The following is a 13,690-nucleotide window of genomic DNA, read 5'->3' as shown; positions in this document are numbered from 1 at the left end:
TTCCGACGCTCAATCCGCCGGGCGCAGCCAGACCTTGTTGTCGTGGAAGGCGGCGCCGCTATAGGGCGCCGGCGCATCGGCGCCGGTCAGCACGTTGATGCCCTCGCCGCGCTCATGGGCGCTGTTCGGCCAGATGCCTTCGGCGACGACGACGCCGCGCTTGATGCCGTCGAACAGTTTTGCGTGCAGCACCACTTCGCCACGCTGGTTGCCGACCTCGATACGGCCACCGTCGGCGACGCCGAGTGCCGCCGCATCATCGGGATGCACGAGCAGCTCCGGCCGGCGCTCTTTTGCCTGCGACACCGGCGTTTCGGCAAAGGTCGAATTGAGGAAATTGCGCGCCGGCGAGGTGGTCAGCCGGAACGGGTGCGCCGCGTCCGCCACCTCGATCAGGTCGACATGGTCGGGGAATTCCGGCAGGCGCGCCACCGGCCCGAACAGGCCCATGCTTTTCGGTGGCCGGTTGGGCGACGCCTGGCCCGTCCAGTCGGCGCGAAAATGGAACTTCTTGTCGGCATGGCCGAAGCCGTCGAGGAAATGCGCCGCCTCGAAATCCGGCTGCAAATCGACCCATTTCTGCTCTTTCAGGCTCGAAAAGCTGCCCAGCCCGCGCTTGCCCAGGATGATATCGATATGCTGCTGCTCGGTCATGCCGAAGCCCGGACGGTCGGCGACACCGAGCCTCTTGCCGAGCTCCTCGATGACGAAATGGTTGGTGCGCGGGCCTTCCGGCGGGTCGATCAGCTTCGGCCCGAGTGTGATGTGCTGGTTGCCGCCACCCTTGTAGACGTCGTCATGCTCGAGAAACATCGTCGCCGGCAGCACCACATCGGCGAGCTTGGCGGTGTCGGTCATGAACTGCTCGTGCACGCAGGAAAACAGATCGTCGCGCAGAAAACCTTGCTTCACCAGCCGCTGCTCCGGCGCGACATTCACCGGATTGGTGTTCTGGATCAGCAGCGCCGTCACCGGCGGGCCGCCATAGAGCGCATCCTCAGCCCCGGTCAGCACCGGGCCGATGCGCGAATGATCGAGATGACGGATCGCGGGGTCGCGCATCCGTGTGCCTTCGAGCAGTTCCTGGTTGAGCTTGAAGATGCCCGAATTGGTATGGAAGGCGCCGCCTCCCTCATACTGCCAGCAGCCGGTGACCGCCGCGATCGAGGCTGCGGCATGCATGTTGACCGAACCGTTGCGCTGCCGCGAAAAACCGTAGCCGAGGCGGAAATAGGTCTTCTTCGTCGTGCCGACGAGCCGGGCGAAGGTCTCGATTTCGTCGACGGAAAGCCCGGTGATGTCAGCGGCCCATTGCGGCGTCCGCGTCTTAAGATGCGCTTCCAGACCGTGCGGATCGTCGGTGTATTTTTCCAGATAGGCGCGGTCGGCCATGCCGTCACGGAACAGCACATGCATGACCGCGCAGGCCAGCGCGCCGTCGGTGCCGGGCTTCAGCACCAGGCCGAGATCGGCCTGCTTCATCGTTGCATTTTCGTAGACGTCGATGACGACGATCTTGGCGCCGCGTTCCTTGCGCGCCTTGATGGCGTGGGTCATGACGTTGACCTGCGTGACCACGGCGTTGGTGCCCCAGATCACCACGCAGTCGGACTTTGCCATTTCGCGCGGGTCGGGGCCGCGCAGCGCGCCGGCGCCCATCATCCAGCCGGTCCAGGCCAGATTGGTGCAGATCGAACCGAAGAAGCCGGAGTATTTTTTGGCGTGCCTGAGCCGCTCGATGCCGTCGCGCTGCACCAGCCCCATCGTGCCGGCATAGTAATAGGGCCAGACCGTCTCCGAGCCGTATTTTGCCTCCGCCGCGATGAATTTTTCAGCGACCAGATCGAGCGCCGCCTCCCAGCTCGCTTCCTTCCAGGCGCCGTCGCCCTTGGCGCCGGCCCGCACCAGCGGCTTCAGCAGGCGGTCGGGATGATGGACGCGATCGGCGTAACGGGCGACCTTGGCGCAGATGACGCCGGCCGTATAGCTGTTGGCCTTGGCGCCATGGACGCGGCCGATGCGCCTGGCGTCGGGCAGCTCGACCTCGAGCGCGCAGGTCGACGGACAATCATGCGGACAGGCCGAATGGCCGATTTTGAGCTTGGCATGCTGATTCATGGGGTCAAACTAGCTGCTTTGGACAACCAGGTGTAGGGCCAGATGACGAGCCAATCTCCCCCCAAGTGGGGGAGATGTCCGGCAGGACAGAGGGGGGCGTGAAGGATCGCTACGTCGTCGGTGTGACTCGCTCTTGATCAAACTCCAACGACCGGCGGCTCCAAATGGCTGTCAGGCTGGCGGGAACCCACGAGCGGGGAGATTACGCTGCCCCTACTCCGCCGTGCCTTCCTCGTACTCCGCCGACATCGACAGCCATTTTTCCTCGTGGCCGGCCAGCTGTTGCGCGAGTTGTGAGCGCTCCTTGGCCAGCCTTGTCGCGGTCGAGGGGTCCTTTTCGTAGACGGCCGGATTGGCGAGCTCGTCCTCGATCAGGTCGATGCGCTTGCGGAGGCGGTCCATCAGCGCTTCGGTGGCGCGGATTTCCTTGGCCAGCGGCTCGAAGGCGGCGCGGCGCGCGGCTGCATCGCGGCGGCGGTCGGCCTTCGACGCTTTGTCCGCCTCGCGCTTGCCGCGGCGGTCGCCGGAGACGCCGGTGACCAGCGTCTTGTAATCCTCGAGATCGCCGTCATACGGATTAACCGCGCCGTCCTTGACCAGCCACAGCCGGTCGGCGGTCGCTTCGAGCAGATGGCGGTCGTGCGAGATCAGGATCACCGCGCCGGGAAAATCGTTCAGCGCATGGATCAGCGATTCACGGCTGTCGATATCAAGATGGTTGGTCGGCTCGTCGAGAATGAACAGGTTCGGCCCCTCGAACGCCGACAGGCCCATCAGGAGCCGGGCCTTCTCGCCGCCGGACAGATCCTTGGCGGCGGTGTTCATCTTTTCGGTGGTCAGCCCGAACTGGGCGACGCGGCCGCGCACCTTGGATTCCGGCGCATCCGGCATCAGCCGGCGGACATGCTCATAGGCGTTTTCGTCGGGCCTGAGGTCGTCGAGCTGGTGCTGGGCGAAGATTGCTACCTTCAGCCCGGGCGCCACCGTCATGCTGCCGGTCTCCGGCTTCAGCCGGCTGGCCAAAAGCTTGGCGAAGGTCGACTTGCCGTTGCCGTTGGCGCCGAGCAGCGCGATGCGATCGTCGGCATCGATGCGCAGCGTCATCTTCTTCAGGATCGGCTCGCCCTCGGTGTAGCCGACGTTGACATTGTTCAGCGCAATGATCGGCGAGGCCACCGACTTCACCGGCTCCGGAAAGGAGAACGGCCGCACCGCGTCGTTCACGATCGCGGCGATCGGCTTCATCTTCTCCAATGCCTTGATGCGCGACTGCGCCTGCCTCGCCTTCGACGCCTTGGCGCGGAAGCGCTCGACGAAGGATTCCATGTGCTTGCGCGCGGCTTCCTGCTTGACGCGGCCCTTCTCCTGCAATTCGCGCTGCTCGGTGTATTGACGCTCGAACTGGTCGTAGCCGCCGCGCCAGAAGGTCAGCTTCTTCTGGTCGAGATGGACGATCGAGTTGACGGCGCGGTTGAGCAGGTCGCGATCGTGCGAAATCAGCAGCACGGTGTGCGGGTATTTCGACACGTAGTTTTCCAGCCACAGCGTGCCTTCGAGATCGAGATAATTGGTCGGCTCGTCGAGCAGCAGCAGATCGGGCTCGGCAAACAACACGGCGGCCAGCGCGACGCGCATGCGCCAGCCGCCGGAGAAGGACGAGGCCGGGCGCCGTTGTGCGGCGTCGTCGAAGCCGAGGCCGGCGAGAATGGTGGCCGCGCGTGACTCGGCCGAGTGCGCATCGATATCGGCCAGCCGCATGTGGATGTCGGCGATGCGGTGCGGATCGGTCGCCGTCTTTTCCTCTTCGAGCAGCGCACTCCGTTCAAGATCGGCCTTGAGCACGATCTCGATCAGCGGCTCCTCGGTGCCCGGCGCTTCCTGCGCCACCTGACCGATGCGCGTGTTCTTGGGCAGGCTGATCGAGCCGGTTTCGGAGGCGAGATCGCCGGTGATCGCCTTGAACAAGGTCGTCTTGCCGGTGCCGTTGCGGCCGACAAGGCCAGCCTTGCTGCCGGCCGGCAAGGTCAGTGAGGCATGGTCGAGAAGCAGGCGTCCGGCCATGCGGAGCGAAAGGTCGTTGATGATCAGCATGGCCGGGCTTTTGCACGGGACAACCATGCTTCGCAAGGGCTTGAGCCCCGGTTCGCCGCATAAGGCGCGAAAACCGGCAAGCAAGTCAGCCCGCCGCGCCGCGACTTCCCGCAAAACGCAAAAAGAACCCGCTATCCTGAGGGGGGACAAGGAGAGCGGGCTCTTTCGTGAACGGCGGCCTTGGGAGCGTCCGATCGACATCCAAACACGCAGGAGCCCGGTTTGTTCCTTGGGAAGAACGAACTATGTGATGAACAAATGCTGCTGTGGCCGGCAGGTTTGTCCACAGGGGCGTGCCGTCTGTACGCTATCGACCATGACGCTGCGGAAAGACTCGGCTATCCTTGGATGTGCGGCGGGCCTGATCTCCGCCTGGCCGGCGCCATCAGCTTCCTCCCAAGCGGCGCCGGCCACCTTCCTTGACCGGCGCCGACGCCATTTGAGGCGGTCATTGTTTCGGCGGCGTGCCGGGCTGATCGCCGCCGGTCGTCGACTTCGGCACCGGATTCTTGTCGACCTGCGGGTTTTGATCGACCGTGTCGCCAGGGGCCTTGGTCGGCTGGATATTGTTGTCGCAACCCGCAACAGTCAGAGCTGCCATAAGCAGCAGGATTGAGCGCTTTTTCATCGCAGTCTCCTCTCGCCCGACAACGAGGCGTCGGCGATTTGGTTGCGCGGCCGGTGTCGTTCCTGCATTCGCCAAGGGGCCTGGGAACAAAATGCCGCGTCTCCGGTTGCTCCACAATCAATGGAGGAAGGCATGATCCGTCTGCTCATCGCCGGGGCAATCGTCTATGTCGCCTATCGCGTCGCCAAGAAAGTGATCGACGAGGTGCCCGACGATTTCGATCCGCTGCTGTTGCCACCGCCACAGGACGATCGCGAGGCGCTACGGCGGCAATCGGCAAGGATGGGCGTCGAGCCCGAGCGTTAGTCGACAGGCCTGCCCGCAAGGCTTCTTCGCTCACGGGCCCTATTCCGGCTCCGCAAACCGTTGCGAACAAAGCAGAAACGATGCTTGATGGGCGATGAACCTCGCCGCCCGTGATTCGTCCTTCCAGCCGGCCTATCTGTCGAAGCTCAACGCCGAGCAGCGGCTTGCCGTCGAACATGGCGACGGCAAGATCGCCGGACCGTTGCTGGTCATTGCCGGCGCCGGCTCCGGCAAGACCAACACGCTGGCGCACCGGGTCGCGCATCTGATCGTCAGGGGTGCCGATCCGCGCCGCATCCTTTTGATGACATTTTCGCGCCGTGCCGCAGCGGAAATGGCCAAGCGGGTCGAGCGCATCGCCGGCGAGGTGCTGGGGCGCGATGCCTCGGTGATTACCGATGCGCTGAGCTGGGCCGGTACGTTCCACGGCATCGGCGCCAGGCTGCTGCGCGATTATGCGCTGGAGATCGGTCTCGATCCGGCCTTCACCATCCACGATCGCGAGGATTCCGCCGACCTGATGAACCTCGCCCGCCACGAGCTTGGGTTTTCGAAGACCGAAGCCCGCTTCCCGACCAAGGGCACCTGCCTTGCGATCTATTCGCGCGCCGTCAACGCACAGGCGCCGCTCGGCGAGGTGCTGGGTTCGGTGTTTCCGTGGTGCGCCGGCTGGGCCGAACAGCTGAAACAATTGTTCGCCCGATATGTCGAGGCCAAGCAGGCGCAGAACGTGCTCGACTACGACGACCTGCTGCTCTACTGGGCGCAGATGGCCGGCGAGCCGGAAATCGCCGCGCATCTGGGTGCACGTTTCGACCATGTGCTGGTCGACGAGTACCAGGACACCAACCGGCTGCAGGCATCGATCCTGACGGCGCTCAAGCCCGACGGATCGGGGCTGACGGTGGTCGGCGACGACGCGCAGTCGATCTATTCGTTCCGCGCCGCGGAAGTGCGCAATATCCTGGATTTTCCGAAGCAGTTCGCGCAGCCGGCGGAGGTCGTCATGCTGGAGCGCAACTACCGCTCGACCGAGACCATCCTGGCGGCCGCCAATGCGGTGATCGGCGAAGCTTCGGAACGTTTCACCAAAAATCTCTGGACCGAGCGCAAATCTGCGGAAAAGCCGAAGCTGATCAGCGTGCGCGACGAGACCGAGCAGGCGAGCTACGTCTGCCAGGCGATACTGACCGAACGCGAAGCCGGCACCGTTCTCAAATCACAGGCGGTGCTGTTTCGCGCCTCCCACCATAGCGGCCCGCTGGAGATCGAGCTGACGCGCCGCAACATCCCCTTCGTCAAGTTCGGCGGGCTGAAATTTCTCGATGCAGCTCACGTCAAGGACTTGCTGGCCGTACTGCGCTTTGCCGAAAACCCGCGCGACCGCGTCGCCGGCTTTCGCGTGCTGCAACTTCTGCCGGGCATCGGCCCTTCGGCCGCCAATGCGATCGTCGAGACCATGGCAAATTCGCTTGACGAGACGATGGGGCTTGCCCGCTATCGGCCGCCGCAGCGTGCCGCCGACGACTGGCCGGGCTTTGTCGCGCTCTATAGCGGCCTGCGCGCCGGCGCGCAAAAATGGCCGACCGACATCGAACAGGTCAGGCTCTGGTACGAGCCGCATCTGGAACGTATCCACGAGGATGCAACGACGCGCCGGGCCGATCTCCTGCAGCTCGAGCAGATCGCTTCCGGCTATGCGTCGCGCGAGCGCTTCCTCACCGAGCTGACACTCGATCCGCCGGACGCGACCAGCGACGAGGCCGGCCCGCCGCACCGCGACGAGGATTATCTGATCCTGTCGACGATCCATTCGGCCAAGGGCCAGGAGTGGAAGAACGTCTTCGTGCTCAACTCCGTCGACGGCTGCATCCCGATCGATCTCGGCGTCGGCAGCAAGGAGGACGTCGACGAGGAGCGGCGGCTGCTCTACGTAGCGATGACGCGGGCCAAGGACAGCCTGCACCTGGTCATGCCGTATCGCTTTTTCGTCCACGGCCAGGCGGCGCGCGGCGACCGCCATGTCTATGCCTCGCGCACGCGCTTCATCCCGCGCTCTATCCTCGGCGCCTTCGAGCAGGTGGCATGGTCCAGCGTCCAGGCCAGAGACGATCCGCGCCGCCAGCCGCAGGTGCGTGTCGACCTCGGCGCCCGCATGCGCGGCATGTGGAAATAGGCACCCGCCTCGACGTCGGCGCTGCTCGCCCGGCGACCGCTCCCAGAGCCGGCGAAAAAACAATCCCGGCAACATGGAACCTCGCGCCGTGATCCGCGTTTCTGCCCGACCCCCAGACCGGAGAACGGCGTCCGCCGTGACCTCCGCCCATTCGAGAGGCCAGAATGCACGACAGGACGTTTTCCACCCCGGTCGCTCTAACTGTTGGCGCCGGCTACAAGCGTACGATCGCTTCGTTCTCCGAGATGCACGAATTCCTGACCGAGTTCCCGCCTTCGCGCCGCCGGCTGAGCTATGGCGCCGCGGTAAAGGCCTGCGAGGCGGCACGTGCCGGCGATATCTCGGCCGAAGCGGCACGTGACGCCCTGATCACCTTCGCCGTGACGGCAGGCATCCTCTGGCCGGCCGCCCAGCCGGCAGTCTCGGTCAAGCCGGTCGCCCGGGGCCTCGGCGGCTACGCCGCCTGACAAGACTCTTCGTCATCATGGCCGGCCGGATTCCGGTCACCAGTGCTGGCCCGGCGGATCCTAAATCAGCTGCCTTCTGATGCTCATCCGGGTCACCGCAGTCACAAGAATGGCGCCGATCATGAAATAGATGGTCGCGACGATGTCGCCCTGGTGGAAATAATAACCGGAGTTGAGAAGCGCCAGGACCACGGCGAAGAACGCCACGAGGCGCAAGGGTTCATTGGGCATGCGTGCCAATTCTCGCTGTTGCTGCTGAATGCTGCTGAAGCGGCCGCCCTCACGACCGTCCGCTCCATAAAATGTTTTGGCGCGTTTTGCAATCTCGGCAGATCGTCCTCTATCCACCGTCCGCTTCACCAGCCGCCCCAGGTTCAGGCGAAAGCCCTGCCCTCCTCGCTGCGCTGGAACATCGTCAGGTCCAGTCCGAGGCTTGGCTTGCCCAGAATGGTCAGGATCGCATGCGCCTGGCCGCGGTGGTGGGTCTGGTGGTTGAAGAAGTGGTCGAGCGCCGGCGCCAGCCGCTGCGAGACGGTGCGCATATCCGAGACGGTCATGTAGGAGAAGCGGCCCGACAGCGCCTTGTCGCTCAGGCCGTCGACCCAGTCGATGATCCGTTTGTCCTCGGCCTCGCGCGCCAGCCGCAAGCCTGGCAAGGCGCGGTGCAGGATCGTGTCGAGCCTTGCCGGCGCGTCGCCCTCGCCGGTGAAGCGTTTCATCCAGATACGGTCGGCTGCCAGGAGGTGGTTGAGCGTTCCCATCATCGAACCGAAGAAGACGCCGACATTGCGGTCGAACTCTTCCTCGTCAAGATCGGCGGCGGCATCGTAGATGCGGCCGTTGGCCCATTGATTGTAGGCCGCAAACATCCTGAAATGCTGTTTCATTCTTCTCTCGACCTGCGAGACCCCCTGCGCGGGTCTGTTTCGGCCATAGTTAGACTGCAAGGACGCTGCCGCCAATGACCATTCTGCTCTACGACCTTGTCGGACGCGACGCCGCCCGCCCATTCAGCCCACATTGCTGGAAGGCGGCGATGGCAACTGGCTCACAAAGGGCTCGACATCACCAGCGTGCCGACCCGTTTCCTCGAAGTGCCGAAGGTGGAAGGCGGCGTCTCGAAGCTCGTTCCGGTGATCCGCGACGGTGAGACGGTAGTCGCCGATTCCTTCGCCATCGCGCTCTATCTCGAGGAGGCCTATCCCGAGCGGCCGACATTGTTTTCCGGCGACGGCGGCAAGGCGACGGCGCGCTTCATCGAACGCTGGTCGCAGCTGACCATCCATCCCTACGTCACCACCGCGGCGATACTGGACCTGCACGCCATGCAGGACGAGGCGAACGCCGCCTATTTCCGGCAGAATCGCGAGCAGCGCTTCGGCAAGCCCCTGGAGGCGGTTTACGCCACCCGCGACGCCGGGCTCGCCAGCTTCCGCGCCTCGCTGGAGCCGCTGCGCTCGATGCTTGGCTATCAGCCCTTCATCGGAGGCCGGTCGCCGCTGTTTGCCGACTACATCGTCTTCGGCGCGCTGCAATGGGCGCGCATCGCCACGCCCTACCGGCTGCTCGACGACACCGTCGTGGCGCAATGGTTCGAACGATGCCTCGATCTGCATGGCGGCCTCGGCCGCAACGTCGCGGCGGCAGCGATCGCCCCGCTCGAGAGTTGAAATCGGCAGTTTTTATCGGAGGCGCCACATTTTGTTCTTGCTTTGTGCCGGCAGCTATGCTACTAAACTCGATATGGTGATGATTCGCACCGACGCCCCGCCCGGCCTGCCGAGGCGGGTTTTGTTTTGCCGATCGAGGTCCACGGCGTTGCCGGCAGGGACATCGTCCGGCCTTAGCTGAAAGTTGCCAGCCGGCGAAATGCGACAATGCGGGTAGACGAATTGTCGCTCGAAGCGCCTCATCAGCGCCTGGATCGAAGCAAACAAGACGAACATCCGGCGAACCGGGCAATCACAACAAAGGCAGCGCGCCATGACCGCAAACCCAGATTTCCCGGCCGATTTTCGCGCTGCGCTCGCCAACCTTTTCCTGTGGCGGCGGGACGTCAGGCGGTTCAAGCCAACGCCGCTCCCCGATGGAGCGCTGGAGCGGCTGCTCGAGCTTGCCAGCGCCGCACCGTCCGTCGGGCTGAGCCAGCCCTGGCGCTTCGTCGTCGCCGAGAGCGAAGCATGCCGCGCCGCCGTCAGGGCCTGCTTCGAGCGCTGCAACGCGGAGGCACTCCAAACCTTTTGCGGTGAACGCGCCGCCCTGTATTCGCGCCTGAAGCTTGCCGGCCTGAATGAGGCGCCCTGCCAGCTTGCGGTTTTCGCCGACCGCGCAACCGAGCAAGGGCATGGGCTCGGCCGCCAGACCATGCCAGCCACCATAGACTATTCGGCTGTCATGGCGGTCCACACGATGTGGCTGGCGGCGCGCGCCGAAGGAATAGGCATGGGCTGGGTCTCGATCCTCGATCCGGCCGAGATGGCGACGATCCTGGACGTGCCGCCGGAGTGGACACTGATCGGTTACTTCTGCATCGGCTACCCCAGCGAGAACCACAGCGTGCCGGAACTGGAGCGGGAAGGCTGGGAAACGCGGCGGCCGTCTATCGTGACAAGGCGGTAGTGGAATGGCGGCGCTGCCATCCTCTTTGCGCTCCTCCCTTGCAGGGCAGAATGGATATTCTGGATGATTTCGCCGATCGTCAGCATCGCCAACAAGAGACCGTGGCAAGGCCAGTCGCGACGGCCTTGATCTGAGGAAGGGCATTGAATGTTTCGCTGCGACATGCAGGCCGAGATCTGGGTCTATCCAGGCAAGGGCGGCTGGCATTTCGTGACGCTGCCGCCGGAGCTTGGAGCCCGGATCAAGACGGCGACGGTGGGGATGGCAAGGCCCTGGGGCTCGCTTGGCGTGGAAGCCGTCGTCGGCCAGACCAGATGGCGGACATCGCTGTTTCCCGACAAGAAATCCGGCAGCCTGCTCTTGCCGATCAAGACCGCGGTGCGGGTTCGCGAAGGCCTCGGGGCTGGCGACACGGCCAACCTGACGATCGAGATGCAGTTATGACGACGCAGTCTCAGGCTGGCGACGACGCGCTATAGGGCGGCCAGTCGATCGGACCCAAAGTGAGTACCGGTTTCTGGAAAATCCGATGCTCAGCAAAAAGATGGAGCGGCGGCATGGTTCGACTTGAAAGTCCGCCGCCCCAGCGCAGAAATGCGCGCCGCGCCGGCCTCCCCTTGGCAAGGCGGCGGGCGGCTTGTATAGAGCCCGCCACCCTCAATTCCACTCTCCATCACAAGGACGATCCCATGGCGCTCGAACGCACCTTTTCCATGATCAAGCCGGACGCGACCCGTCGCAATCTCACCGGCGCTATCACCAAGATACTGGAAGATGCCGGTCTGCGCGTCGTCGCTTCGCGCCGGGTGTGGATGAGCCGCCGCGAGGCGGAAGGTTTCTATGCCGTCCACAAGGAGCGTCCGTTCTTCGGCGAGCTGGTCGAGTCCATGTCGTCGGGCCCGACAGTCGTGCAGGTACTGGAAGGCGAGAACGCCATTGCCAAGAACCGCGAAGTGATGGGCGCCACCAATCCGGCAAGCGCAGCCGAAGGCACCATCCGCAAGCTGCACGCGCTGTCGATCGGCGAGAATTCCGTGCATGGTTCCGATGCGCCGGAAACCGCCGCGCAGGAGATCAAATACTGGTTCTCGGACACCGAGATCGTCGGCTGAGCCGGCATTCCGAATCCCATCAAAGAGGCCGGCGCAATGCCGGCCTTTTTTGCTAAAGCGCGTCGCGTTCGACCGGCCTCATGCGACGCGCTTCAGGTTTCTTGTCTTGATGCATGTCGTTATCGCAAAACCGCTGCACGCTTTTGCGCGACATGCAGTAGCGGACATTTTCAGCTTCAGGCTCCTCGACGGGTCACGGGTGCGTTAAGCTCGGAGGGGCGGATCAAACGCGGTCCCGACAATGGAGCCGACCAGGCCATGACCAGCACCATTCCCGGTTTCTTCCAAGGCACCGAAATGCCAACCAGCGGCTGGTGGGAAGCGCTGTGGCCCGAGCCTGCCAGTGTCCTGGCGGCAGTCGGCATGAAGCCCGGCACGGACGTGGTCGATCTCTGCTGCGGCGACGGCTGGTTCACGCTGCCAATCGCCAGGGTCGCCCGTCATGTAATCGCTATCGACATTGATGCCGATCTGCTCGAAGTCGCCAGGCGGCGGCTGGCCGAAGGAGGCGCGAGCAATTGCGAGTTTTTGGCGGGCGACGCCTATGAACTTGCCGGGCTGGTGCCTCAAACCGTCGACTTCGTCTTTATCGCCAACGCTTTCCACGGCGTTCCGGATCGGCCGCGGCTTGCCCGCGCCGTGCGCGCGACGCTTGGCCCTGCCGGTCGTTTTGCCATCGTCAACTGGCACCAGTATCCGCGCGAGCAGACCACGGTCCTGGGCGAGCCGCGCGGGCCAAAGACCGAGCTGAGGCTGTCACCCGAACAGACCACCGCGTCGGTGGAAGCGAGCGGGTTCAAGCTCGCCGAGCTGGTTGATGTGCCGCCCTATCACTATGGCGCGGTATTCAAACTCGCGACGAATTGAGAAACATCGCATGAGATGCGGCATCGTCGCCCGATACATGTCGCCCGCCGCCCCCTAGCGGCGGGTTCTGCCAGTCTATTTCGCCTCGCGTTCCTTCACGTTCGCATGTTCGTTCGCCGCTTCCGTGTCGGTGGACGGGGTCTTGGTCTCTTCACCTGAAAACGGGCTGCCCTGCCCCGGTGCGAGATCGCCGCTATGGCCGGCCTTGTTGGTCTGGAACGGTTGGCTGTCCGCTTTGAGACCGTGGTCAAGAGCATTGACGAGATGGTCGTCCGCCTTGGCAAGGCCGGTAAAGGCAAGGAGCGATGCACCGGTGGCGGCAAGGATAAGCGTGTGCGTTTTCATGTCTGGACTCCTTTGAGTTAAGGCCAGAACGAGCCGCAGCCATTCTGGCGGCTTCAACGAAGGGACAAACGTCCCTTTTGCCTTACCCGCCATTTATGAAGAACTAACGCGCCCCCTGCCCGGCCTATTCCCGCTGAAACACATCGTGATCGGCATGCGGCTGCCGCGCGGGCCAATCGGCGCGGACTAGGCGCTAGCTCGCGGCGTTGAAGCGCAGGATGTCGCGGCCGTCTCTGTCGGCGATGACAAGCTTGCCGGCGTCGACATGGTAGGATGCTGCTTTGGCCAGCGCCTCGAACAGCGCCTTTTCCTCGGTCATGACCTGAGGCGCGCAGGCCTTGAAAGTCGAGCCGATGTCGCTGATAGCGATCGTCGAGCCGTTTATCCTGGCGGTGGCGAAATAGACGTTGCAAGGGCCGCTGCCGCCGGCCTTGCCGGCTTCGCTGATGCGGAATGTCGCCCGCGGCTCGGCAATCACGCCGATGCCGTCGATATATTCGACCAGCCAACTTTGGCCGAACACAGAGGCTGCCGCCGGCTCGTCGGCCGGCGCCGCCATTTTCAGCATGATGGTCTGTGGCGCGTCGCTGAGCGGGTCGACCTGGTGGCGCGCATCTGTGACGAACAGCAGCCGGTCGTCGACAGTGATGCGCGCCTGCAGCGCGTAGGTCATATCAGGCCGGATCACCCGCGGGTCGAAGCTGATCTCGAACTTGATCGGCACCTGGCCGGCCGGCACCACCTTGCGCTCGCCGATGATTGCGGCCGGCGCGTCGGCCAGCGACACGTCGGCAAGCTGCACGGAAAGCACGGCATTGGGCGGCAGCGCGATGCGCTCGCGATACATCACCTCGCCCTTGAGGGTCTTTTCGGCAGCCGCGGAATGATCCGGAACGGCCAGGATGCCGACGGCCAGCGGCACGAGCCCGAAGATGAAGAACTCGGCAATCCTGTCCAGCAT

The 13,690-nt window shown here is 64.1% G+C and carries 14 protein-coding genes and 1 pseudogene; 8 read left to right on the top strand and 7 right to left on the bottom strand.

Features of this window, described 5'->3' with window-relative positions:
* Positions 1-9: 9 nt before the first annotated feature.
* From NKI58_RS30875 to NKI58_RS30865, 3 genes are all read right to left on the bottom strand, one after another.
* On the bottom strand, positions 10-2,118 hold the full coding sequence (locus NKI58_RS30875) for a molybdopterin-containing oxidoreductase family protein (protein WP_352854191.1): 2,109 nt from the start codon (positions 2,116-2,118) through the stop codon (positions 10-12).
* 213 nt (positions 2,119-2,331) lie between these two features.
* Positions 2,332-4,209 carry an ABC-F family ATP-binding cassette domain-containing protein gene (locus NKI58_RS30870; protein ID WP_352783915.1) on the bottom strand — a complete coding sequence of 626 codons (1,878 nt, stop codon included), beginning with the start codon at positions 4,207-4,209 and terminating at the stop codon, positions 2,332-2,334.
* A 448-nt stretch (positions 4,210-4,657) separates the two neighbouring features.
* Complete coding sequence (locus NKI58_RS30865; RefSeq protein WP_023677659.1) at positions 4,658-4,837, bottom strand: hypothetical protein; 180 nt, start codon at positions 4,835-4,837, stop codon at positions 4,658-4,660.
* A 132-nt stretch (positions 4,838-4,969) separates the two neighbouring features.
* Between NKI58_RS30865 and NKI58_RS30860 the strand changes: the two genes are divergently transcribed.
* The 3 genes from NKI58_RS30860 to NKI58_RS30850 all read left to right on the top strand — a co-directional run bounded on the left by NKI58_RS30860 (position 4,970) and on the right by NKI58_RS30850 (position 7,786).
* Positions 4,970-5,143, top strand: coding sequence for a hypothetical protein (locus NKI58_RS30860; protein ID WP_023677660.1), 174 nt, complete (start codon positions 4,970-4,972; stop codon positions 5,141-5,143).
* A 94-nt stretch (positions 5,144-5,237) separates the two neighbouring features.
* Complete coding sequence (locus tag NKI58_RS30855) at positions 5,238-7,319, top strand: ATP-dependent helicase (protein ID WP_352785988.1); 2,082 nt, start codon at positions 5,238-5,240, stop codon at positions 7,317-7,319.
* 164 nt (positions 7,320-7,483) lie between these two features.
* Entirely contained in the window at positions 7,484-7,786 is a 303-nt protein-coding gene (locus tag NKI58_RS30850; protein ID WP_023677662.1) for a DUF982 domain-containing protein, read from the top strand.
* Positions 7,787-7,846: 60 nt separating this feature from the next.
* Here the strand turns inward: NKI58_RS30850 and NKI58_RS30845 are convergent, their stop codons facing one another.
* Both NKI58_RS30845 and NKI58_RS30840 read right to left on the bottom strand, forming a co-directional pair.
* Entirely contained in the window at positions 7,847-8,146 is a 300-nt protein-coding gene (locus NKI58_RS30845) for a hypothetical protein (protein WP_352452962.1), read from the bottom strand.
* Positions 8,147-8,160: 14 nt separating this feature from the next.
* Positions 8,161-8,673, bottom strand: a complete 513-nt coding sequence (locus NKI58_RS30840) for a DinB family protein (RefSeq protein WP_254820279.1) — start codon at positions 8,671-8,673, stop codon at positions 8,161-8,163.
* 74 nt (positions 8,674-8,747) lie between these two features.
* Between NKI58_RS30840 and NKI58_RS30835 the strand changes: the two are divergent.
* The 5 genes and pseudogenes from NKI58_RS30835 to NKI58_RS30815 all read left to right on the top strand — a co-directional run bounded on the left by NKI58_RS30835 (position 8,748) and on the right by NKI58_RS30815 (position 12,384).
* A pseudogene (locus tag NKI58_RS30835) lies at positions 8,748-9,456 on the top strand (glutathione S-transferase family protein).
* Between the two features lie 313 nt (positions 9,457-9,769).
* Positions 9,770-10,405, top strand: a complete 636-nt coding sequence (gene bluB / locus NKI58_RS30830; protein WP_352785983.1) for a 5,6-dimethylbenzimidazole synthase — start codon at positions 9,770-9,772, stop codon at positions 10,403-10,405.
* A gap of 147 nt (positions 10,406-10,552) precedes the next feature.
* Positions 10,553-10,849 (top strand): DUF1905 domain-containing protein, encoded by a 297-nt coding sequence (locus NKI58_RS30825; RefSeq protein ID WP_352785980.1) that lies wholly within the window; start codon positions 10,553-10,555, stop codon positions 10,847-10,849.
* A 245-nt stretch (positions 10,850-11,094) separates the two neighbouring features.
* On the top strand, positions 11,095-11,517 hold the full coding sequence (gene ndk, locus NKI58_RS30820) for a nucleoside-diphosphate kinase (protein ID WP_023677669.1): 423 nt from the start codon (positions 11,095-11,097) through the stop codon (positions 11,515-11,517).
* A gap of 36 nt (positions 11,518-11,553) precedes the next feature.
* Positions 11,554-12,384 (top strand): class I SAM-dependent methyltransferase, encoded by an 831-nt coding sequence (locus tag NKI58_RS30815; RefSeq protein WP_352785977.1) that lies wholly within the window; start codon positions 11,554-11,556, stop codon positions 12,382-12,384.
* 75 nt (positions 12,385-12,459) lie between these two features.
* On the opposite strand, the gene NKI58_RS30810 is transcribed toward NKI58_RS30815, so the two are convergent.
* Positions 12,460-12,729 carry a hypothetical protein gene (locus tag NKI58_RS30810; protein WP_023677671.1) on the bottom strand — a complete coding sequence of 90 codons (270 nt, stop codon included), beginning with the start codon at positions 12,727-12,729 and terminating at the stop codon, positions 12,460-12,462.
* 193 nt (positions 12,730-12,922) lie between these two features.
* On the bottom strand, positions 12,923-13,690 hold the full coding sequence (locus NKI58_RS30805; protein ID WP_352785973.1) for a YbaY family lipoprotein: 768 nt from the start codon (positions 13,688-13,690) through the stop codon (positions 12,923-12,925).

The organism is Mesorhizobium sp. M0522 (assembly GCF_040321085.1).
Taxonomy (GTDB): Bacteria; Pseudomonadota; Alphaproteobacteria; order Rhizobiales; family Rhizobiaceae; genus Mesorhizobium.
This window is presented reverse-complemented; position numbering and strand designations above follow the sequence as displayed.

Excerpts from the sequence above, each read along its gene's own strand:
- NKI58_RS30860 (WP_023677660.1), top strand. The coding sequence starts at position 4,970 with ATGATCCGTCTGCTCATCGCCGGGGCAATCGTCTATGTCGCCTATCGC.
- NKI58_RS30840 (WP_254820279.1), bottom strand. The coding sequence starts at position 8,673 with ATGAAACAGCATTTCAGGATGTTTGCGGCCTACAATCAATGGGCCAAC.
- NKI58_RS30875 (WP_352854191.1), bottom strand. The coding sequence starts at position 2,118 with ATGAATCAGCATGCCAAGCTCAAAATCGGCCATTCGGCCTGTCCGCAT.
- NKI58_RS30810 (WP_023677671.1), bottom strand. The coding sequence starts at position 12,729 with ATGAAAACGCACACGCTTATCCTTGCCGCCACCGGTGCATCGCTCCTT.
- NKI58_RS30825 (WP_352785980.1), top strand. The coding sequence starts at position 10,553 with ATGTTTCGCTGCGACATGCAGGCCGAGATCTGGGTCTATCCAGGCAAG.
- ndk (WP_023677669.1), top strand. The coding sequence starts at position 11,095 with ATGGCGCTCGAACGCACCTTTTCCATGATCAAGCCGGACGCGACCCGT.
- bluB (WP_352785983.1), top strand. The coding sequence starts at position 9,770 with ATGACCGCAAACCCAGATTTCCCGGCCGATTTTCGCGCTGCGCTCGCC.
- NKI58_RS30855 (WP_352785988.1), top strand. The coding sequence starts at position 5,238 with ATGAACCTCGCCGCCCGTGATTCGTCCTTCCAGCCGGCCTATCTGTCG.
- NKI58_RS30865 (WP_023677659.1), bottom strand. The coding sequence starts at position 4,837 with ATGAAAAAGCGCTCAATCCTGCTGCTTATGGCAGCTCTGACTGTTGCG.
- NKI58_RS30815 (WP_352785977.1), top strand. The coding sequence starts at position 11,554 with ATGCCGGCCTTTTTTGCTAAAGCGCGTCGCGTTCGACCGGCCTCATGC.
- NKI58_RS30805 (WP_352785973.1), bottom strand. The coding sequence starts at position 13,690 with ATGCTGGACAGGATTGCCGAGTTCTTCATCTTCGGGCTCGTGCCGCTG.
- NKI58_RS30870 (WP_352783915.1), bottom strand. The coding sequence starts at position 4,209 with ATGCTGATCATCAACGACCTTTCGCTCCGCATGGCCGGACGCCTGCTT.
- NKI58_RS30850 (WP_023677662.1), top strand. The coding sequence starts at position 7,484 with ATGCACGACAGGACGTTTTCCACCCCGGTCGCTCTAACTGTTGGCGCC.